The sequence below is a fragment of the Nostoc sp. genome (assembly GCF_036917435.1).
Classification (GTDB): Bacteria; Cyanobacteriota; Cyanobacteriia; order Cyanobacteriales; family Nostocaceae; genus Nostoc.
In genome coordinates this window covers 1-21,693 of record NZ_JBALDM010000010.1, presented here as the reverse complement: position 1 = coordinate 21,693, position 21,693 = coordinate 1, and the positions used below count along the sequence as shown (strand labels likewise).

The following is a 21,693-nucleotide window of genomic DNA, read 5'->3' as shown; positions in this document are numbered from 1 at the left end:
TTCTTACTACGAACTTATTCTGCATCATCGTCAATTACTGCACTACGGTCTAGTACTAGTAAGTTGCGAAGTTGGTCTGTATTTAGTTCAGTTAACCATTCTTCACCAGCACCTACAACTTGTTCAGCTAGTTGTTTTTTACTTTCAATCATGTCATGAATTTTTTCTTCTAATGTGCCTGTGCAAACAAATTTATGTACTTGCACATTCCGGGTTTGACCAATCCGAAATACTCGGTCTGTAGCTTGATTTTCTACGGCTGGATTCCACCATCTATCAAAGTGGAATACATGATTTGCTCGTGTTAAATTTAGTCCTACTCCACCCGCTTTTAGAGAAAGAATCATAATTGGCGGCCCTTGAGGATCGTGTTGGAAACGGTCAATCATTTCCTCTCGTTGTTTTTTACTAGTGCTACCATATAAAAAGAATATTTCTCGCCCAAGCTGTTTTTCTAAATAGGGTTTAAGTAATTTGCCCCACTCGGCAAATTGTGTAAATATTAAAGCGCGGTCGCCTTCTGCTAAAACTTCTTCTAACATTTCTTCTAGCCGCAGAAGTTTAGCTGAATTATGTTGCTCTAATGTCGCCTGTTTCAAATATTGGGCTGGGTGATTGCAGATTTGTTTGAGTTTGATTAGTAAAGCCAAAATCATCCCCCGACGTTGCAATCCTTCCGCAGATTCTATGTCTGCTAAAGATTGTTCTACAACTTTTTGATAAAGTGCGGCTTGGTCGCCAGTTAAACCGCAAAATACGGTCATTTCTTGCTTGTCTGGCAAGTCTTGAATGATGTCGCGATCGCTTTTTAATCGCCGCAGGATAAATGGCTGAACTAATGAACGTAATTGAGCCAAAGAAGCCGTATCCCCATACTTTTCAATTGGCATGGCAAACCGACGCTGAAAAAATTGCTTGTTGCCTAAATATCCTGGATTGAGAAAATCTAAAATAGACCAAAGTTCTTGCAGTCTATTTTCTACTGGTGTCCCCGTCAATGCAATGCGAAACGTTGCTTTTAATTGCCGTACTGCTTTTGACTGCTTCGCCTCTGAATTTTTCACATTCTGGGCTTCATCTAAAACAATTATCTGCCAAGGGACACTTTCTAATGACTTGATATCTCGATGAAGAAGTGAGTAGCTGGTGACAATTAAATCGTGTTTTTTTACTGCTTCTAAAAACGCCTTACCTTTTGGGCGTTTGTCACCGTGATATTGCAAAATTTTCAGGCTTGGTGCAAATTTATTTACTTCCCTTTCCCAGTTACCTAAAACAGAAGTTGGACAAACCAATAGAGTTGGATTTTCGAGTGCATCTTGTTCTTTTAGGTGCAGCAGAAAGGCAATAAATTGGACGGTATTATGGCAAATAATATTGTTAGCAACGAAATTATGATGTTTGCTAACTTCAAAGTCATAAACCCACCCTTCATACTCCACATCTTCAATAGCCTCAATTCGGCAATAAAACACTTCTTGATTGAGAAGACATTGCAAAGACTGTCTGGTTAAGCTCAACTGTTCTACATCTAAGTTGCTATAAGCTGACAAAGTTTGAGTTGTCCACTTGGAAGGTTTTAGTAGCTGATACTGCTCTTGGGCTTCTCCACTAATCATGCGGCTCATTCCAGCCATTACTCTCTGCAAAGTATCTTGAGAAAATTGCTGTGAGCCATTAATATAAACTGTGTTGTGCATCCCAAAATGCCGCAACGGTAGTCTGGTTGATCTAACTGTTTGGGCAACAATATCAGATGCAGGAATTCCTTCAATATTTGTGTTGCTAACTAGTTGACAAATTTGTTCTAATTTCTGCTGTTTCTCTGAGTTATTAAACCCAATTTCCTGTAAAAATCTGCGGGCAGAATTTCCACCAATTACACCGATATGGTAGGTGCGAAAAGTACGAGTTTCATTAGTGGCACACTTTAGTTTTGGCGATATTCGTAACCAAATGCCGAAACGACGCAATAGTGAAGAAAGTTGCTGAATTAGGAAAGCTGAAGCTGTAGAAACCTCGATACTACCCATACTCAAAATAACAGCAGATTCCGCATCAAAATAATTTTGTAAAAATATTCGCACACTATTCAAATCTGCCTGCATGATGAAGGGCGGAATAGATTTTTCTGCCGACAGTTTCCCCCAAACATAACCTTTAGCTTCTAAAAATACTCGATAGGCTTGGCTGTTAACTCGAAGAGAAGCAACTCTGTTGGGGAAGGTAGAGATATTAGGGCTGTTAATTTTGAGGTTATAACGCTCTTTTATGCGTTGGCAAGTCTGGAGTAGATCATCTAGTACTCTGATATCTTTTTGATATATTGTGACTCTTCCTACATTCGATAGTTCATGACCTTCAGCAATCTGCCAAGCGAGAAACTTGACTAAATCCGGGTCTTGTGATTGTCCATTCCAAAGCGTTTTACCTGGTACACAAATGTAATCACCCACGTGTAAGTTATTTGTCCAACCTTTATTTGTTAGCAGCTTGTGACGACGGGTGATAGTAATACTATTACCGTCTTCTAGAGTGATTTTTCGTAATTTCTCGCTGACTTGCTGCCGATACAACCGTCTAACATTAGCTTGGACAATTTTGCCAGTTTCTTCATCTATAGAATTAACTAATAATTGCTCTGTGGGGTTAGCCCAAAATCCCTCGCCGTCAAATTCTGTTTCTCCAGCGTAAGTTGTCCAGATTGTCTCGGCTGTGCGTAATATTCCGTTTACATCTATTAAGGTATCGTTTGCTACGCATTTACCGAGTCCCATATCGTCGGCGAGACACGCGCCTAAACCCCAACGTTCTAAGAATGACAGCCAAGCAGCACCACGTTCTTGATAGGGTCGTAACTGTCCTTTAAAGCCTTTTGGTGTGGGTAAAGGCGCGATCGCTTGATTATTGCTTAACGCCCCAATCAACTCCTGTAATGCCCCAGATGCCTCAAAGCTGACTACTGGTAATTTTTCAATTACCTGGGTATCCCCTGTACTAAAACGCAAGGCATCTTCTAAGGAAAGCGCCATTTGGTCTTTACGAGTGGTAAAAAAGGTTTGCGCTGTTTTAATGTCTTGGGGGCGCAATTCTACCCACTCGCCGTTAATTTCCACTAGCGGACTATTTAAAGCCACAAGTCTATCAAACTCAGCTTTGGAAATAGTTTGTCCGCCAATTGCCAATTGCCATTGGAAATTTAACAGACTTTGTAACCCTAAACGACCCTGTTTTTTCTTTGGGGTTTCGGCTGTAATTTTTAAACCTAAACGGTTCGCCCATCCTTCACGATTCGCTAAACTCGGAGGTAAAATTACTCCTAAACCACTGTCTTCCAATCTCCAAGCTACGGCTTTGATAAACTCATAAGCTTGCATAGGAGTGATACGAGAAGATTGGGGATATTCGGTTTCAAAGCTGGGTGCGATCGCAGGATACAATCGAGATGCTAGCCCCAAACCTCGCAAAAAGGTTTCTTGTGGTTGCTCAATTGTCCGATTTTCATAAACAAATCGTTCAACTGGATTGTTCCAAATAGTTGCCGCATCCACCACAAACTCAGAATCATCAGCCGCTTGCAAAAAATACGCCAATATCCAATCTGTTTCGCCAGACTCTGGAGAACGTAGTTGAAAACAAGTACGAAATAAAGTCTTAAGAGTTAATTGGTATTGTAGCGGCATCGTCCAAGCTTTAAGTGCCGCTTCCAGTCGTTCCACTTCATTTACATCTGCATTGATTGGATGAGATGCAGTAGTTAAAGCTTGCAACCATTGTCGCACCGCATCTTTACCAGTTGCGGTTTTAGCTTCAATAGAAGGTTGAGAACCTACCATTTCTCGCACTTGGGCATCTATCGTACTGTTGAGAAATTCTAAAAGTAATTCTTGAGGTTCGGTAGGAAAATTTACATACATTGGGCATTGGGCATGGGGCATTGGGCATGGGGCATTGGTGATTAATTCTTCTCCCTCATCTCCCCACTCCCTACTCCCCACTCTCCCTTGATAAGTGCGACAAACCAACGGCATATCCGCAGAAAATTTTTCTAGGCGAGTTCCGTCTACAGCACTGTCTAGAAGTACTTGCCATTTAGCAGCAAATGTACCATCTGATTGTCGTTCAATTCTTGGTAAAAACTTACACCGCGAGATTAAGTCTAAAGTCCATCGGGCAACTTGCGACCAAAAACGTAAATCTCCTCCTAAAAAGGCATCTTCACCTTTTGCAGCATTTAGAGGAATAGCAGCGAGAAATTTTACTGCTTCGCTGGGGTTGAGACAAAAACCCTCAACTCGCCACGGTTGTAAATATTGCGGGGAGTCTGTATCTAGTCCCAAGCTGGCAGAATGTACGGGAAAAATCGCAGATGTATCTTCTGGGATATAAGTTGGTAGGGCAATAATTTGGGAGTGTGTTGGTAAATCTATCTCAGTCGTACTGGCTGCTTTACGCGATCGTCCAGTAGTAGCGATCGCAACTTGAGGTTTCTGGATAAAGTTAGTGATCGCCATCTTCTGGGAAACCAACCACTCACTCAACTCCACTGATGTCATTGCCAATGGATGTATCGGGATATCTCCAGATCCATCAGGCTCAAAATTCGCTCGTGGCGATCGCCACGTTTCTCCCCAAATAAATAAACAACCCTTTTGACTTTTTAATAACCAATTACCGTGTAAAATCGCCATTTTCTAACTACTCAGATTATCGTAAAATTAAATAATTTAGATTCCAAAAACTCTATTTTTTTACATCTTCTCAAGAACATTTATAATAAAACTGTTGGATACAAGAAAATTTCAAATACTCATTCTGCATAAACATTATTAATAATGAATTTTCCCCTTGTTCAACTTATAAAAAATAACATAATAGTAGAGCTAGATTATATACACCCTCAAGAACAGGAGGTTGTAAGAGCATTACTCAATGTTGTAATTGTTGAAGGTAAAACTTATCCCCAAAAGCAACCTCTATCTCCGGCAGAATTTTCAACTTACTGGTTAAGCAAGGATGCCTTTGTTGTCAGGACATCTGGTCAGGATGCGACACACAAACGAAAAGAAATATTAGGGGCGTTTTATTTAAAACCAAACTTCCCCGGTCGGTGTTGCCATATTTGCAACGCTGGTTTTATTGTACAACCTGAGTTACGCGGTCAGGGAATTGGGCGGTTCATGGGAGAGGCGATGCTCTCAATAGCAGCAAACCTGGGCTACGAAGCAGTAATGTTCAATTTGGTCTTTGAAACCAATATACCTTCAATTACCCTTTGGCAATCGTTAGGATTTGAGATTATTGGGCGAATTCCCCGTGCGGCAAAGCTAGGGGATGAACAGGTAGTAGACGCGCTAATGATGTATCGCGCTTTGGGTTGAAGGACAACTCTTATCTTTGTATGTACTAGAAGTCAGCCCTAGTGCATAAATGTTAGGATTGCCACAGAAAGAGAATAGCGAAAGAGAAGGAAAAAAAACTGAATGGCAGAAGTTGATAAGTCAATATCCTTCGATGGCAGGGATATTCGACTGAAGGTAGGCTTGCTAGCTCCCCAGGCAGGTGGGTCGGTTTTGATAGAATCAGGGGACACATCCGTTTTAGTGACAGCTACGCGATCGCAAGCCAGAGAAGGCATTGATTTTCTTCCCCTCACAGTAGATTATGAAGAAAGGCTATATGCAGCTGGTAGGATTCCCGGCGGGATCATGCGGCGAGAAGGTCGTCCACCAGAAAAAACAATTCTCACCAGCCGTCTTATAGACCGTCCCATGCGTCCTTTGTTCCCCTCATGGTTACGGGATGATCTGCAAATTATTGCCTTAACGCTATCGATGGACGAGTTAGTACCCCCCGATGTGCTAGCAGTTACAGGCGCTTCCATCGCTACCTTGATTGCCCAGATTCCTTTTAATGGGCCAATGGCAGCAGTTCGCGTTGGTTTAGTGGGAGATGATTTCATTATTAACCCCACTTATGCAGAAATCGAAGCTGGAGATTTGGATCTGGTAGTAGCAGGTTCACCACATGGCGTAATCATGGTGGAGGCGGGAGCCAATCAGTTGCCAGAACGAGATATCATCGAGGCAATTGACTTTGGTTATGAAGCAGTGCGGGACTTAATCAAAGCGCAGCAAGATTTAGTAGCAGAACTGGGTCTAGTGATAGTGCATGAAGCACCACCACAAGTAGACCAGACGCTAGAAAATTATATCCGCGATCGCAGCAGCAGTCAGATTAAGAAAATCCTGTCTCAATTTACCTTCACCAAACCCGAACGCGATGCAGCTTTAGATGTCGTCAAGGATGAAATTGCCACGACGATTAAGGGACTGTCAGAAGAAGATCCCATTCGAGTTGCCGCAACTGCAAATAGCAAGGCACTTGGTAATACTTTTAAAGACATTACCAAATACTTTATGCGGCGGCAAATTATCGAAGATAACGTTCGCGTTGATGGTCGTAAACTCGATGAAGTGCGTCGTGTTTCTTGTTCAGTTGGTGTCTTACCAAAGCGAGTCCACGGAAGCGGTTTATTTAACCGGGAACTAACTCAGGTATTATCCGCTTGTACTCTGGGTACACCTGGGGATGCTCAAAACCTCAATGATGATATGCAGTTAGACCAACATAAACGTTATCTGCATCATTACAACTTCCCGCCGTTCTCAGTGGGGGAAACCAAGCCAATGCGTTCTCCAGGAAGACGCGAAATTGGTCACGGGGCATTAGCAGAGAGAGCCTTACTACCTGTGCTACCCTCAAAAGAACAATTCCCCTACGTCATTCGCATCGTATCGGAAGTACTTTCTTCCAACGGTTCCACCTCAATGGGTTCAGTCTGCGGTTCCACCCTCGCCCTGATGGATGCTGGTGTACCAATTCTCAAACCCGTCAGTGGTGCAGCAATGGGCTTAATTAAGGATGGGGACGAAGTGCGAATCCTCACCGATATTCAGGGGATTGAAGACTTTTTAGGCGACATGGACTTCAAAGTTGCCGGTACAGATACCGGAATTACCGCCTTGCAAATGGATATGAAAATCTCCGGTTTGTCATTGGAGGTTATTGCCCAAGCCGTCCACCAAGCCAAAGCAGCCCGATTGCACATTCTGGAGAAAATGCTCGCTTGCATTGACACCCCACGGATTGAAACCTCACCTTATGCTCCACGTCTGTTAACAATCAAGATTGATTCAGACATGATTGGTCTAGTCATCGGGCCTGGAGGCAAGACTATTAAGGGGATTACAGAGGAAACTGGTGCAAAAATTGACATCGAAGATGATGGCACCGTGACAATTTCGGCTGTGGATGAGAACAAGGCCAAGAGAGCCAAAAACATCATCCAAGGAATGACCCGCAAGTTGCACGAAGGGGATGTCTATGCAGGACGCATTACTCGGATTATACCGATAGGTGCATTTGTCGAATTTCTGCCTGGGAAAGAAGGGATGATCCACATTTCACAACTAGCTGACTACCGCGTTGGCAAAGTTGAGGATGAAGTGGCGGTGGGCGATGAAGTAATTATCAAAGTCCGTGAAATTGATAACAAAGGTCGGATTAATCTCACCCGCTTGGGTATCCACCCAGATCAAGCAGCAGCAGCACGAGAAGCGGCGGCGGTGAATCGGTAACTCGATTTGGGATTTTAGATTAAATCTAAAATCCGCGATGCCTACTGTGAAGGCATCGCTGTTTGCTTCTTTAATTAGTTACCCAACTGCTCTAGATAAATTTACAGTGAATATGGCGATGCCTACGGCGGTAAACTACGCACTTTTAACCTTTGAATCAGGCGATCGCAGATTGTTAAACTTTTGAAAAATAAAAATAGATAGTTTTTGTATTTGAATAGAAGTCATATTTCTCTACAATTCAGTTATCTATATGACAATACAGTTCAGATAAAACCAAACCACTTGTAGAGACGGCGATTTATCGCGTCTTCTCTATATTAAACAAAAATAAAAGTATTTTCGACCTTGCGATCGCTCGCAAACCTGCAATTATTTTTAACTTAAGTATAAGTTTGCATAAATAAAGCTATAGCGGTTCTCGGTTGAGTGAAATACACCCGTAAGGGTACAGCAGTTCTGTGCCCTTACACTCCGCGATTAATGTTGTACTGCATCTGAATGAGAACCGCTATAAGTTACGATTTTTGTGATTTGTCATTCGTAATTGTTCAGTGGTGATAGTTTCAAGAGGTTGACCTTTAATAAAATAGTTGTGTTTATTTTTGGCGACCCGCTTATTACCTTACTATTCGATAAATAAACAAATATTAAATTAAGATAACATCCATAATACTACGATAAATCGACAGAGATTTTGTATTTTATTGAGTATGAATTACTGCAATATAAACCTTGCTATGAAATACTAAAATATGTCATATTAAATAATTAAATTCAAAACTAAAGATATTGACACAATGCTAGCAACATCTCTCAAAATTCTTAATGAGCATTATCAAGCTCTCAACAATGAAGGTGAAGATGTAATTCAAGGATTAATTCAAAGTCCTAAAACCTTACCCCCTAAATATTTTTATGATGATTACGGCTCGGAACTCTTTGAACAAATATGTGAATTACCAGAATATTACCCAACACGAACAGAAGCATGGATTTTGCAGCAATATGCTGACGAAATAGCTCAGATAACAGGTGCTTGCGAACTGGTAGAATTAGGCAGTGGCAGTTCTACAAAAACTCTATTTTTGTTAGATGCCTACCAAAAAATTGCCAATTACTGTAGATATGTACCCATTGATGTTAGTCATGGAATCCTTAAATCTACTGTACTAAAACTACAACAAAAATATCCAAATTTATTTGTTGAGGGATTAATAGGAACCTACGAACAAGCCTTGACAAAGCTAGAAACAACATTTGCATCATCACGGATGATTTTTTTCTTGGGAAGTTCTCTTGGTAATTTTAACCCACGAGAATGTGATGACTTTTTAAGCAAAATTACCAGGGCTTTGCAACCAGGTGACTACTTTCTTTTGGGTATTGATTTACAAAAACCCAAGGAAATTTTAGAACCAGCTTATAACGATAGTCAAGGAATAACAGCTGCTTTTAACTTAAATATACTTTCCCATTTAAATTGGCGTTTCCAAGGCGATTTTGACCTCAATTTATTCACTCATCAAGCTATTTATAATCAAAATGATGCCCAAATTGAGATGTATCTACATTGCAAAAAAACTCATGAGGTATCTCTAGAAGCGCTAGATTTCCAAGTTTGCTTTGCAGATGGAGAGAGCATTCTTACTGAAATTTCTCGCAAGTTTAATTTAGTAAATATGCAAAAACAACTGGAGACACATGGACTTAAAACACTGAAAACTTGGACAGATCCCAAAGAGTGGTTTGGGTTAATTCTTTGTCAAGCTTAAATTTTGTTTACTCAAAGTTTAATTTCAATAGACTCCGTAAATTAGGCTCTAAGTCTTAACTAACTAAGCCGCATGGCACTTACTTAAGGTGGATGGGCATTGTCCCTCTACAATATATAGCAATCCTAATCCTCTCTCTGCACCTCTGCGGTTAATTTATTTTTACAAATGATTTAGGACTGCTATATCTTGAGTTTTAGCCATTTATAAATGCTTAAGTAAGTGGCATTAGTTTTTTTATGGATACGTTTCATTTAGCAGAATTCAGAAGCTATGTCATTTACTGATTGACATAAAAAATACTCCCCTACTTTTAACTAACAGATGGAAGCACTTTGGAACACGCTAAAAAATATCAACTACTCCGGTATACCCGTTGCCAAAATTGTTACTGTTGTCATTATTCTAACGCTGACACAGTTGTTGAGACGGTTTTTTGTTGGAGTCGTTATTAAGAGCATTGAGGGTTTTACTAGCAAAACCAAAAGTACACTTGATGATGAATTGATAATAGTTATCAAGCCTTCTTTAAGTTGGCTGATTCAGATTGGTGCATTTTGGCTAATCAAGGAAGTTCTGGCAGAAAATTTAGGGTTTGAACTGAGCCAAACAATCGGTAGGACGCTCAATTTAATAGTTGTTTTTATAGTTGCATACATCGTTTACCGAAGCTCTTCTATTTTGGGTCAGATAATAGCCAACGTAGTGCTACATACAGAAACTGAGCTTGATGAATTGCTCAGACCTTTGATGCCGAAGATTTTTCAATCAGCAGCAATTATTATATTGACAATCAAAATAAGCGAGATATTTTTAGGTCAATCTGCGGCTGCATTGGTTGGTCTATTAGGTGGTGCTGGCATTACTTTAGGTTTGCTGTTAAAGGATATTGTCTATGACTGGTTTTGTACATTGATTATCTATTCTGATAATCTTTATCGAGAAGGTGATTGGGTGGGAGTATCAGGAGTAGATGGTTTTGTGCAGATAATGAATACCGGATTTAGAACCACAACGCTGCATATAACTAAATGGGGTTCGATTATGAAAATGCCCAATTCTAAAATGATTTCTGGAATCGTAGAAAATTGGTCACAAAACCCAGGAAAAGAGTTAAGGTGGGGAGTTAATCTAATTCTGAAAATTGATGGGATTTCTGCACAGCAAACTGCAAAAATTTGTGATGCTAATAATGCCAAAAAATATTCCTGGTTTTTCTTCATCATGTGTAGTACGGTTTAAAAAAATTGAAGATAATGCCCGCATCATTGAAATAATGGCATTTGTTAATGATGATAATCTCTATTTTGATGCTGAAAAACATCTAAATTTAGCAATATTAGAGTTACTCGAAAAGGAAGAAATCGATTTTTTACATGTGAAATTAGAAACCAGTCCAGAAAAGTATAAACAGAGTATATTAGGCAGTAATAATTGAAAATCAATCTTCATTGTCTACATAAGCATTATGAATTTAAGCGACATTATGAACAGTTTTCAATGTACTTATCCGCCAAAACTAAATAGTTGCGATCGCAAAGTTATCCTCGATTACTTTGAGAATGCTTGGCAGATGGAAGATATGCTGATGAAAAGTTTAGTCGGGGAAGATACATTTTATCTCAATCCCGATCCTCTGAGAAATCCTCTAATTTTTTATCTAGGACATTCGGCTGTTTTCTATATCAACAAATTAATTAGCGTTGGATTATTAGAAAAAGGGATAAATTCTGACTATGAAATCCTGTTTGAAATTGGAGTCGATCCAGAGATACCAGAAGAATTGAATGAAGCGATCGCACATTTGGAATGGCCGCAAGTTTCACAAACTTGGGAATATCGAAAACAAGCACATTCTGTAATTTCCGAAGTCATTAAAACTACCCCAATTACTCTACCAATTCATCCCAATCATCCCCTTTGGGCTTTAATGATGGGGATTGAACACCAGCGTATTCATATTGAAACCTCTTCAATGTTAATTCGCCAACTACCAATAGAGACAGTAAAACGTCCCCAAAACTGGCAATACGCCCCTTTTAATGGTTACACTCTTCAAAACGAAATGATACAAGTTGCGGGTGGGGTAGTAAAACTCGGCAAAGCCTTTGACGAGCCGACTTATGGATGGGATATTGATTATGGCGATCGCACTGTCGAAGTCCAATCTTTTTTAGCCAGTAAATATCTGATTACCAATGCAGATTTTATTTATTTTGTCAAGGATGGTGGCTACGAAAATCAAGCTTATTGGGATGAAGAATCTTGGTATTGGAAAACTGAAAACAACATCAAATATCCCAAATTTTGGATACCTCAAAATGGCAACTACAAGTATCGAGCCATGTTTGATGAAATCGACTTACCCTTAGATTGGCCAGTAGAAGTCAATCACTATGAAGCAATGGCTTACTGTCGTTGGCAAGGAAAAGATACTCGTTTAATGAGTGAAGCCGAATATCATTTAGCAACTTACAGCAATGGTTTCGTAGAAGATGTAGATAATTACAATCTCGATTTTAAATTTGGCTCACCTAGTCCAGTAGGAATGCTAGAAACCGCCAAAAGTTATTCTGGATTGTACGATTTACGTGGTAATGTTTGGGAACATTTGAGCGATAATTTAAATCCTTTGTCGGGATATAAACCTCATTTTCTTTATGAAGATAATTCTGCTATCTTTTTTGATACTAAACATCAGATGATGTTAGGAGGATGTTGGATAACTAACGGTACAGAAGCTTTAAAATATTATCGCAACTGGTTTCGTCCCAATTTTTATCAGCACGCAGGTTTTAGGATTGTTCAAGATATCAATCATTAACGTTACTATGAGGTTTTACAAAGATAATTTTGCAGAATACTAATATTTACAGGGATAGTATTTTTTACATTATTCATTTCTCCCTGTAATCCTTATGCTCAATCTTTGACTAAAACAACATATTACTAAGCCAAAATATAGGAAGACTAGGAAGAAAATTTTCCCTAGAACTGAATTAATGCGAACTGAATTTGTATTTTAAAAGCAACGTAAAAACAGGAAATTATTAACTATGAGACCAAATCCTATTCCCCCAGAACCCGGTCAAGAGTCAGTTTGGGATTATCCGCGTCCGGCTCGTTTAGAAGATAGCAACAAATTAATTAGGATAGTTGTTAATAATATTGTTTTAGCAGAAACAAATAAAGCCAAAAGAGTCATAGAAACTAGTCACCCTCCTTCTTATTACATTCCTTCAGAAGATATTAAAATAGAATATCTGATAGAAACACCTAAAAAGACTTGGTGTGAATGGAAAGGGAAGTCTCAATATTATGATATTAGCATCGGTGATAAGTATATAAATAACGCTGCTTGGCGATATTTTGACCCCACACCTGATTTTGTAACGATTCAAGAATACTATGCTTTTTACCCTAGTTTAATGGATGCTTGTTATGTAAATGATGAGCTAGTAATATCTCAACCCGGTGATTTTTACGGTGGATGGATTACTGCTGATATTGTCGGGCCATTTAAAGGTAGTCCAGGAACAATGGGGTGGTAATTTTTGACATAGAATTAAGGAGTCGAATCGCAACTCTTAGAGATGCTACGCGAACGCTCCAATTTAAAAATTATTAATTAAAAGTGTATAGACAAGTCATCGAACTTACCCAAAATAAAAGAAAAAACCTCACCCTGTCCTATCCGACATCCCTCTCCTTAGTATCGGCTACGGTGTACACACAAGTCTTAAAATTCCCCTTAGTACTTGGTTTGGTCATCTAACTTTAGGTTGTGCGCTAGCGCTGGAAGCCTGTCATTGCGAGGAGGAACGACGAAGCAATCGCTTTAACTCACGGGATTATGTGATTACTTCGCTCCGTTATCACTGCGCTCGTAATGACAATTTAAGGGGTCTATAACGCCTGAAACCCTTGCAGATACCACTTGTGTGTATACCGTAGCCGATACTTTGGAGAGGAAAAGGTTTTACGCAGTAAAAGCAGGGTGAGGTTTCTCAGTGGCTCTGAGACTTAACCGTAAATTGCCTCACCAAAAATTTGTGTATACACCCTAGCTGATTTTTGGGGAGGGGTTCTCTAGATTTAAACTTCTCAATCTAAAGTACTAGGCGATTTCATGATTATATTCTCCAAATAAGCTGTGGGGAACATCATTCCTGGCTTCTTTGTAGGAGGATTTAGCGTGTTGAATAACCTGTCCCAAAATCCTTGAATCCCATAGTTTCTCTTGAAACAACTGTGGTGAAGATCGTGAAAATCTGATGGAACAAAAAATATTGATAATGAACTATGACCTTCTAGGTTGTAAGCATTGCCTATAATACTCCAAGCACATAACTGAGTTATATCATACCCAAATATAAAGATAGGTAAAAGGTCTGTGATAGTAACAATAATATATTCAGTCAAACTCTTGTGTCCAGCAACAAAACTTGATGAGTCAGCAAACTCATGATGTTTTAGATGTATTTTCTGTAAGAATTTTCTGTGAAGTAGAAAATGGGAAACGTAAAAACATAAATCAGCAGCGATTATTCTCATCAAGAACCATTCAAAGTTGAGTAGCAAGCTATTTCCTCTATTTACCTCTGGTGCTAGATAGAGGATTATTAAAGCTGCTATGAAACTTCTAATTTCCCCAATAATGATACCTTTACCAGTAAAAGAGGGAAATGGTTGTTTATTGACTTTTTTAACCCTAGCATTCAGTTTTTCTTTCCAAATATCATTGTTTTTAATTACTTTTTCTATAAATAGACCAATGCTATAAAATGACACAGAACCAACTAGCCAGTACAAAACCACCTGAGCCATAAAGTTGAGTTCGATATTGTGCAACAGCCAGTAAAATATCTGCTGAACAATTGTGCAACTAATAGCGATTTTTAGATAAAATTCAACCTCAAAACAGAAATCAAAAATTTTTTTCATCACTGTATTATTGTAGTTGTTACTTCATCAGATTTAATCTTTTCATGGAATCAGATTTTTTGTGTAAGTATAAATTAAAGCATACATCATTTTTCTGCTGCTTCATCTGTTTTTAACCAACATAATCAATAATTTATTCATGGTACATAGCAAGCAGATTTATTCGTGGGATCAATTCCAAATTCCAAATTCTCTCACTTATGTTCCCATTTGATTTAGCAGTTTCTTAGACTTTAGCCACTTGCGAACAACTTTTTCAACTGGGCGAGATTGATTATCAACTTGATAATTCATTTTTTGCATTTCTTCATTGGAAATTAACCCAGCTAATTGATTAATAACTTCTCGTAACTCTGGATATTTTTCCAGAATTACTTGATTAAAGATAGGGACAGCTTCATAAGGTGGAAAGTATTTCTTATTGTCTTCTAAAATGACTAAATTCAAAGTAGGAATTAAGCCATCTGTGGAATTAGCTGCTATTAAATCTACTTTCTTTTCTTTTAAAGCTTGATACATCAATCCTAACTCCATTTGTCTGGGAGATTTGGCAAATTTTAAGCCATAGGTTTTAGCTAATCCTGAATAACCATCTTGTCGTTCTAGAAACTCATAACCAAATCCTGCTTGCATTTGAGGTGTATATTTAGCAGCTTCAGAAAGGGTTTTAATCTGCCACCGTTTAGCATCTTCACCCCTTATAATGATAGCAAAGGTGTTGTTAAATCCTAAACTTTTCATGACTTCTAATTTAAATTTTTGACTATAATCTTGTTTAATCTTTTCGTAGACAAGTTGAGAATTACTAATAGATTTATATTTCAAAATAGATGTAAAACTCGTTCCTGTATATTCTACATAGCCAGCAATTTTTCCTGCCTTTACAGCTTCATGGCAAATAAAAGTTCCCCCTAGATTTAAGCGTCTATCAACCCTTAATTTAGTATGAGATTCAATTTGTTGAGCCAGTAATTCTCCTAAAATAACTTGTTCGGTGAAATTTTTAGAGCCAATAATAATTGTTGGTGGTGTTAACCAATAAGTAAAGCCAATTAATCCTCCAAGAATTAACGTTAAAATAGCCAAATAAACGGTAGTTTTGCGATTAATTTTTATACTTTTCTCTCTTTGCTGCGTCAGATTTTTTTCTAACCATCCCAAAGACAAATCTGCACCTAACGCAATCAACGCGGCGGGTATTGCTCCAGCTAAAATTAGCTGATTATTAAGGGTAGAAATCCCCCGAAAAATAAACACCCCTAAACCCCCGCCACCAATAGCTGAGGCAATAGTAGCAATTCCCACAGAAATAACTGTTGCTACCCTAACTCCTGCCAAAATCACGCCTAAGGCTAGGGGAATTTCTACTTGAAACAGCAATTGATTATCTGTCATCCCCATCCCTCGCCCAGCCTCTCGAATTACTGGGTCGACACTATTAATGCCAATATAAGTGTTACGAATAATCGGAAGCAAAGCATAGAGAATTAAGGCGATAATAGCGGGAAATTTTCCAATTCCTCCGATAAATGGTACAGAAATTAGAAAGCCAAATATAGCTAAACTAGGAGTAGTTTGAATAGCGTTAGTTAGACCGATAATAGGTTGAGCTAGTTTCGGTTGGCGAGTGATGAAAATGCCTAAAGGAATGCCGATGGCAATGGCCACCACTATTGCAATGAAAACTAATATTAAATGTTCCCCAGTGCGAAGGAGAATTTCTAGGAAATATTGGCTGAAAAACAAAGTTATCTCCTAATACAGTTCATTTATTGTAACGATATATATTTATCACCTATTTATCTCCGAAGGTAGGAGGGAAAATGCCCTCTGTCTGCCGTCACCCTTTCCTACCTTCATTGATAATACAGTTTTTTATAAATAATCAGATTTGTAGATAAGTAGATAAACAAAAATATTTACAGTCATTGCGAGCGATCGCGTCTCATTTACGGGAAAGCTTCGCCTACATTCAGCTTAAGTAAGTTGGCAAGGGGGAGAACTAGGAATTGGCGATCTGTTGATATTCGATGAGGAGAAACTGTTGTGCTGGGTATCCCAATTGAAGAAGTTCCCCAAGGAACAATTTACAATTTACAATTTATTCCTTTCAGATGGATTTTAATTTGTATGTCACAAGCTGCTCTAAGCAAGAGGAAAACAGCGCACTGACTAGAGGCGGAGCGTCTCCGGCTTTGCTCAACTCATATAGTAGCTGTAGTCAGAGAGCTAACCAGACTCTGGTACTTGTGACATCTACTATTAGCCTTCATCCAGGGAAAACAGATGGTTATTATACAGACTAACTCGATCCAAGAAGACAGATACGGGCACGCAAACAACCAACTCTCCACGTCTCCGTATCTGTTTAATGAATGACTACTACCAAAGTCTGTTTCCATTTTCGTCAACTCGTGCTTGCCGAATTACATCGGAAATTTCTTCAGCATCTTTAACGTGGTGGAGTGCTTTCTTTTTGCCGTCGGGTTCATCCACAACAAAGTAAGTCGGAACTGTGATTTTGTCGCCTGTAATGTCTGGTACATCATCTACAGCTAACTGTTTAGCCTTTTCTTCAATAGATTTAGGCTCATCAGAAATTTTATCTCCTGGATTCGCTGTTAAGTTTCTTTCATTAACATTCTCTTCTTGGCCTAAATGTGTATCTTCACTTACTGGTTGATTAATTTGATTTTCTTGAGTTTTATCAGTCATGGCTTTTTGCGATATTGAAAATCTAGCTTTACTAAATAACACTCTAAAAAATCGAGAATACAAAAACTTCTTTCTCTGGAGAGACTTTAAGAAGAACACGTCTTAGGTTGGAGATTGTCTCTGATGAATTTACTTCTTTAGTTGAAATAGTTTGAATCTCTAAATTAATCCAACTATGCAACTGTTTGCGATGCCTTCTAAGTAAATTTATCTCTATCTTTAGGCGATTACTTAATTAATCGATCTCGAATCGCATTCGTCATTGCGATCGCACCGTACTATATTAGTAGACCTTTCTTGGTAAATCGGGTCATGAAAGAAAATTATTCTACTAATGGCAAAATTCCAGCTAGGATAAAAACGCGCCGGGATTTTTTAACTTACACGCTAGGTGGTACAGTCGCATCAGTAGCGATCGGATATCTATTTCCCAAAGTCAGCCAAAGTCGTGAGATCGGCTTAGAAACTCTTTGCTCTCTGTATCCAAAGAATTTGCGCTGTGAAAATTATCTTCCCGGATCTGAGGCACTGGACAAAGACGGCAAGAAAATTGAAACTAATGCACTATTGACAACCGCAAAGCCTGGAATTCCGATTATTGTAAAAGGCTTGCCAAACAATAGGGTTGATTATCTCATCATTCAAGACGGGCCAAAGATTGCTGAGTACGCTATCAATCCAACTTGTACCCATTTAGGATGTACAGTTGAGTGGGATCTTGAGAAGAATCACTTTGTTTGTCCTTGTCATGGATCTCAATACGATTCTCAGGGTCGAGTCTTTCATGGCCCAGCAAAGCGTTCATTACCACTGATTACTGTAGTAGTCAAGCAAAACCAAGTTCGTTTAGTCGATCACAAACCTGCTGTAGATCCTCGTTAAGCTACCAATATCAAATTAGATTAGCAATGACACCATACTTTTTGAGCCAGTTATAAATTCTAAAAGACTAACAAAAATTACTGCATAATTTAAATTTGTCGGGTAAGCTGACAACAGCAGTTTAATCCTCAAAACAATGACCGCAAGTAGTCCCACGATTTTAGCCCTGGACTTTGATGGAGTGATTTGCGACGGACTAATTGAATATTTTGAGGTAGCATGGCGTACCTACTGTGAAATTTGGTCGCCAGTTAACGACACACCAGCAGATGATTTAGCTTTGAGATTCTATCGCCTACGCCCTGTAATTGAGACGGGTTGGGAAATGCCCGTTTTAATCAAAGCGTTAGTAGATGGAATTCCTGATCAGAAAATTCTTCATGAATGGTTAAACATCGCCCCAAAACTTTTGTTAAATGACAAGTTACAAGCAAGAGAAATTGCTGCGAAACTAGATAACCAAAGAGATGAATGGATTACCACAGATTTAAACAGTTGGCTAAGTCTGCATAGATTTTATCCGGGTGTAGTAGAAAAGCTCAAATTAACTCTTGACAGTGGAGTTAAGCTATACATTGTAACCACTAAAGAAGGACGTTTTGTACAGCAGTTGCTTCAACAACAAGGAGTTAATTTACCGACAACAGAAATTTTTGGTAAAGAAGTCAAGCGTCCTAAATACGAAATTCTGCGAGAATTAAAGCAACAAGCAGAAAACAAGCCAGTTAGTCTCTGGTTTGTAGAAGATAGACTCAAGACATTGCAGTTAGTCCAACAGCAAACAGACCTTGAAGATGTGAAACTGTTTCTTGCAGACTGGGGTTACAATACCCAAACAGAAAGGGAAGCTGCCCAAAATGATGCACAGATTCAGTTGTTATCACTGTCTCAGTTTGCCAGAGATTTCTCTACTTGGCTTTATTAATAGACATCTCCGAACAATAATGTAGAGATGTAGCAATGCTACATCTCTACAATAGTTATGAATAAAGCATATTTAATTTTTATAGATGTGTATTTATAAAGATGTAGATAAATAATAAAGAATAAGGAAAACAGACGCAATTAATCGCCTCTCTCCTAACTCCTAACTCCTAAATCCTAACTTCAATTTATGCTTGATCTAACAAAACTGGCGGGACAAATGCAGGGCTTAAGTCAGCATCTTACCTTAGAAGCTGCTGCCAGTCGCCAGCGTTTAGAATTGGCACAACAACATCTAAAAAATGCTTATGAGTCTCAACAAGATTTAATCGATCGCCAGGAAAAATGGCGCGATCGCATTCTCTTTGCTAATGCTACCCCAATTGAACCGCTAGAAACTTGCATCGATATCCCAGTTCCCCCCAAAATTCATACTGTCATCGCTACCGATGGTTCCCAAATTGCCCCCAATCATCATGAAATCGCTTACTGTTATCTCCTTAATATCGGCAGAGTCGTCTTACACTACGGACAAAACCGCCATCCGCTACTCGATAGTTTGCCAGAAGTATTTTACCGCCCAGAAGATTTATATATGTCTCGGCAGTGGGGAATTAGAACCGAGGAATGGATGAGTTTTCGCCGCACTGCTTCAGAAACAACGGTATTGGCAGAACTTGCATGTGCAGCCAAAGGAGAAGCACCAGCATTGGCGATGGTAGATGGTTCGTTAATTTACTGGTTTTTAGAACAATTACCGATGGATGCACGCGATCGCATTTTACCCCCCATCCTGGAAGCTTGGCAGCAAATGCGTGATGCTCAAATTCCCCTAATGGGTTATCTTAGCGCCTCTCGCAGCATCGAAACAATGAACTTTTTACGCTTATTGGCTTGTCCCCATCCAGTACCAGACTGTAAAACTCATTGCCCAAATCAGCTAGAAAAAGTACCTTGTAAAATTTTTGAACAGTTGCGAGATACCTCTGTTTGGGCAACCCGACTCAAACCAGGACAACGCAGCACCCTTTGGCGGAGTAATTCTCCAATTCTCGAACTCTACGGCGATCAAGTCATTTATTTTTGCTATGTCCACGTTGGTACTGAAATTGCCCGCATCGAAGTTCCTGCATGGGTAGCGGAGAATGCAACCATGTTAGATCAAGCGCTGGGGCTGATGCTAGCACAAGTGCAAAAAGGATATGGCTATCCAGTAGCGATCGCAGAAGCTCATAATCAAGCAGTAGTAAAAGGTGGCGATCGAGCGCGTTTCTTTGCCCTACTTGAACAACAAATGATTAAAGCTGGTTTGAAAAATGTCGGAACTTCCTATAAAGAAGCCAGAAAGCGCGGCAGTATTGCTTAAATCAGGGAATAGTAAACAGTTAAGGATTTAGTGATATTTATGAAATGGTAAATTTTCAGATGAGCGAGGACTGAAGCATTAAGTCTAGACTTGAGCGATCGCTTTTCCCACACTGTTCTTATTTCACATCGTAATTATCTTCTAATGCCTTAAAGTATGTAGAAAATTAGGGTGAGCAGTGTTCACCCCAGTAATTCAAAGTCTAGGCTTGACATTCTCGACTTTTGATATGTTTATATACTTTATATCCTCCATAAGTCAGTAATGCTCCTGCTGCTACAATCCCACCCACTGATACAGTAATTGGAGCTATATTGTACAATTCATCTAAGTAATAAAAATAAAATTGATGTATATTTTTCCTATGAAATCATAAAATTTTACTTGCATTTTGACAATTAAAGTAGAATCCTCATACTCAAATCCAACCACTTCGACTGAGTAATAGGCGCACTGCTAGAAATATAGTCAACACCCGTCTCCGCTACACCGCGAATAGTTTCTAAAGTCACATTTCCCGAAGCTTCAATTTTCACCCGGCTATCCTGCTGCCGAATCAACTGTACCGCCTCACGCATCATATCCAAAGGCATATTGTCCAACATAATAATCTCAGCCTTGTGCTGCAAAGCTTCTTTCACTTGCTCTAAACTTTCCGTCTCCACCTCTATAGTCAAGGGATAAGGAATCCGAGAACGAATACGGGTGACAGCTTCTCCAATTCCCCCAGCCGCAGCAATGTGATTATCCTTAATCATCACCGCATCATCTAACCCCATGCGGTGATTAATCGCCCCACCCAAAGCAGTCGCATACTTTTCCAACAGTCTCAGCCCTGGTGTAGTTTTACGCGTATCTACCAACTGAGCAGGTAAATCAGCAATTTTCTCTATATATATATTAGTTAACGTAGCAATTCCACTCAAGCGCATAGCTAAATTGAGAGCAACTCGTTCCCCCATAAGTAGCGCATCCAGCGAACCGTGAATTTCAGCTACCACTTGTCCTGGATCGCACCATGCACCTTCATCTGCAACCGGCACAAAGCTTACTTTTTCATTCAAAATCTTAAATACCCTAGCTGCGACTGGTAAGCCAGCAATTATCCCTGAAGCTTTAGCTATCCATAAAGCCTTGCCTAGCGTCACATCTTCTACTAGTAGCGTATTTGTTGTGCGATCGCCCTTGCCAATATCCTCCATCAACCAGCTACGCAACAGTGGATCTAAAACCAACCAGGGCGGCAAAACACCAGAATTACTCACAACTTTAATTGCTTCCTTAGTAACATCCAGCAACACTATAGCCTAAAACCCTTACTATCTAAGGCTTTGATAGCGCTGAAAAACCAGTCCAAAATAATTTTGGAAAAATAGTTGACATGAGGAGATGTGTTCGGTATATTGAATAAGTGCCTGAAGCGAAGCGTTGAAAAGCGACGCTTTAA

Annotated in this window: 16 protein-coding genes; 11 read left to right on the top strand and 5 right to left on the bottom strand. The window is 39.3% G+C overall.

Annotation, left to right across the window (positions count from 1 at the left end; translation table 11 throughout):
- Positions 1–14: 14 nt before the first annotated feature.
- Positions 15–4,691 (bottom strand): SNF2-related protein, encoded by a 4,677-nt coding sequence (locus V7K98_RS04415; protein ID WP_335019613.1) that lies wholly within the window; start codon positions 4,689–4,691, stop codon positions 15–17.
- A gap of 144 nt (positions 4,692–4,835) precedes the next feature.
- On the opposite strand from V7K98_RS04415, the gene V7K98_RS04410 reads away from it, so the two are divergent.
- From V7K98_RS04410 to V7K98_RS04375, 8 genes are all read left to right on the top strand, one after another.
- Positions 4,836–5,381: a GNAT family N-acetyltransferase gene (locus tag V7K98_RS04410; protein ID WP_335019612.1), complete on the top strand. Its 546-nt coding sequence runs from the start codon at positions 4,836–4,838 to the stop codon at positions 5,379–5,381.
- Positions 5,382–5,483: 102 nt separating this feature from the next.
- Positions 5,484–7,640, top strand: coding sequence for a polyribonucleotide nucleotidyltransferase (locus V7K98_RS04405; protein WP_335019611.1), 2,157 nt, complete (start codon positions 5,484–5,486; stop codon positions 7,638–7,640).
- Positions 7,641–7,677: 37 nt separating this feature from the next.
- Positions 7,678–7,827: a hypothetical protein gene (locus tag V7K98_RS04400; protein WP_335019610.1), complete on the top strand. Its 150-nt coding sequence runs from the start codon at positions 7,678–7,680 to the stop codon at positions 7,825–7,827.
- 613 nt (positions 7,828–8,440) lie between these two features.
- Positions 8,441–9,415 (top strand): L-histidine N(alpha)-methyltransferase, encoded by a 975-nt coding sequence (gene egtD, locus V7K98_RS04395; RefSeq protein WP_335019609.1) that lies wholly within the window; start codon positions 8,441–8,443, stop codon positions 9,413–9,415.
- Positions 9,416–9,739: 324 nt separating this feature from the next.
- Entirely contained in the window at positions 9,740–10,657 is a 918-nt protein-coding gene (locus V7K98_RS04390; RefSeq protein WP_335019608.1) for a mechanosensitive ion channel family protein, read from the top strand.
- The gene (locus V7K98_RS04385; RefSeq protein ID WP_335019607.1) at positions 10,608–10,853 is read left to right on the top strand and encodes a hypothetical protein; all 246 of its coding nucleotides are present in this window, start codon (positions 10,608–10,610) and stop codon (positions 10,851–10,853) included. The genes V7K98_RS04390 and V7K98_RS04385 overlap by 50 nt, the downstream gene beginning before the upstream one ends.
- A gap of 48 nt (positions 10,854–10,901) precedes the next feature.
- On the top strand, positions 10,902–12,239 hold the full coding sequence (ovoA, locus tag V7K98_RS04380; RefSeq protein WP_335019606.1) for a 5-histidylcysteine sulfoxide synthase: 1,338 nt from the start codon (positions 10,902–10,904) through the stop codon (positions 12,237–12,239).
- A 232-nt stretch (positions 12,240–12,471) separates the two neighbouring features.
- Positions 12,472–12,966 (top strand): DUF427 domain-containing protein, encoded by a 495-nt coding sequence (locus V7K98_RS04375; protein WP_335019605.1) that lies wholly within the window; start codon positions 12,472–12,474, stop codon positions 12,964–12,966.
- A 553-nt stretch (positions 12,967–13,519) separates the two neighbouring features.
- On the opposite strand, the gene V7K98_RS04370 is transcribed toward V7K98_RS04375, so the two are convergent.
- The 3 genes from V7K98_RS04370 to V7K98_RS04360 form a co-directional block, all read right to left on the bottom strand.
- Complete coding sequence (locus V7K98_RS04370; RefSeq protein ID WP_335019604.1) at positions 13,520–14,359, bottom strand: sterol desaturase family protein; 840 nt, start codon at positions 14,357–14,359, stop codon at positions 13,520–13,522.
- A gap of 198 nt (positions 14,360–14,557) precedes the next feature.
- Entirely contained in the window at positions 14,558–16,105 is a 1,548-nt protein-coding gene (locus V7K98_RS04365) for a glycine betaine ABC transporter substrate-binding protein (protein WP_335019603.1), read from the bottom strand.
- Positions 16,106–16,741: 636 nt separating this feature from the next.
- Positions 16,742–17,074 carry a hypothetical protein gene (locus V7K98_RS04360; RefSeq protein ID WP_335019602.1) on the bottom strand — a complete coding sequence of 111 codons (333 nt, stop codon included), beginning with the start codon at positions 17,072–17,074 and terminating at the stop codon, positions 16,742–16,744.
- A gap of 312 nt (positions 17,075–17,386) precedes the next feature.
- On the opposite strand from V7K98_RS04360, the gene V7K98_RS04355 reads away from it, so the two are divergent.
- From V7K98_RS04355 to V7K98_RS04345, 3 genes are all read left to right on the top strand, one after another.
- Positions 17,387–17,956: a Rieske 2Fe-2S domain-containing protein gene (locus V7K98_RS04355; protein ID WP_335019601.1), complete on the top strand. Its 570-nt coding sequence runs from the start codon at positions 17,387–17,389 to the stop codon at positions 17,954–17,956.
- Positions 17,957–18,092: 136 nt separating this feature from the next.
- Positions 18,093–18,881, top strand: coding sequence for an HAD family hydrolase (locus tag V7K98_RS04350; protein WP_335019600.1), 789 nt, complete (start codon positions 18,093–18,095; stop codon positions 18,879–18,881).
- A gap of 189 nt (positions 18,882–19,070) precedes the next feature.
- On the top strand, positions 19,071–20,246 hold the full coding sequence (locus V7K98_RS04345; protein WP_335019599.1) for a DNA double-strand break repair nuclease NurA: 1,176 nt from the start codon (positions 19,071–19,073) through the stop codon (positions 20,244–20,246).
- Positions 20,247–20,644: 398 nt separating this feature from the next.
- Here V7K98_RS04345 and nadC read toward each other — a convergent pair whose 3' ends face one another.
- Entirely contained in the window at positions 20,645–21,511 is an 867-nt protein-coding gene (gene nadC / locus V7K98_RS04340; RefSeq protein ID WP_335019620.1) for a carboxylating nicotinate-nucleotide diphosphorylase, read from the bottom strand.
- Between the last annotated feature and the right edge of the window lie 182 nt (positions 21,512–21,693).

Coding starts and splice junctions, on each gene's coding strand:
- V7K98_RS04415 (WP_335019613.1), bottom strand. CDS start 4,691: ATGGCGATTTTACACGGTAATTGGTTATTAAAAAGTCAAAAGGGTTGT.
- V7K98_RS04410 (WP_335019612.1), top strand. CDS start 4,836: ATGAATTTTCCCCTTGTTCAACTTATAAAAAATAACATAATAGTAGAG.
- V7K98_RS04405 (WP_335019611.1), top strand. CDS start 5,484: ATGGCAGAAGTTGATAAGTCAATATCCTTCGATGGCAGGGATATTCGA.
- V7K98_RS04400 (WP_335019610.1), top strand. CDS start 7,678: ATGCCTACTGTGAAGGCATCGCTGTTTGCTTCTTTAATTAGTTACCCA.
- egtD (WP_335019609.1), top strand. CDS start 8,441: ATGCTAGCAACATCTCTCAAAATTCTTAATGAGCATTATCAAGCTCTC.
- V7K98_RS04390 (WP_335019608.1), top strand. CDS start 9,740: ATGGAAGCACTTTGGAACACGCTAAAAAATATCAACTACTCCGGTATA.
- V7K98_RS04385 (WP_335019607.1), top strand. CDS start 10,608: ATGCCAAAAAATATTCCTGGTTTTTCTTCATCATGTGTAGTACGGTTT.
- ovoA (WP_335019606.1), top strand. CDS start 10,902: ATGAACAGTTTTCAATGTACTTATCCGCCAAAACTAAATAGTTGCGAT.
- V7K98_RS04375 (WP_335019605.1), top strand. CDS start 12,472: ATGAGACCAAATCCTATTCCCCCAGAACCCGGTCAAGAGTCAGTTTGG.
- V7K98_RS04370 (WP_335019604.1), bottom strand. CDS start 14,359: ATGAAAAAAATTTTTGATTTCTGTTTTGAGGTTGAATTTTATCTAAAA.
- V7K98_RS04360 (WP_335019602.1), bottom strand. CDS start 17,074: ATGACTGATAAAACTCAAGAAAATCAAATTAATCAACCAGTAAGTGAA.
- V7K98_RS04355 (WP_335019601.1), top strand. CDS start 17,387: ATGAAAGAAAATTATTCTACTAATGGCAAAATTCCAGCTAGGATAAAA.
- V7K98_RS04350 (WP_335019600.1), top strand. CDS start 18,093: ATGACCGCAAGTAGTCCCACGATTTTAGCCCTGGACTTTGATGGAGTG.
- V7K98_RS04345 (WP_335019599.1), top strand. CDS start 19,071: ATGCTTGATCTAACAAAACTGGCGGGACAAATGCAGGGCTTAAGTCAG.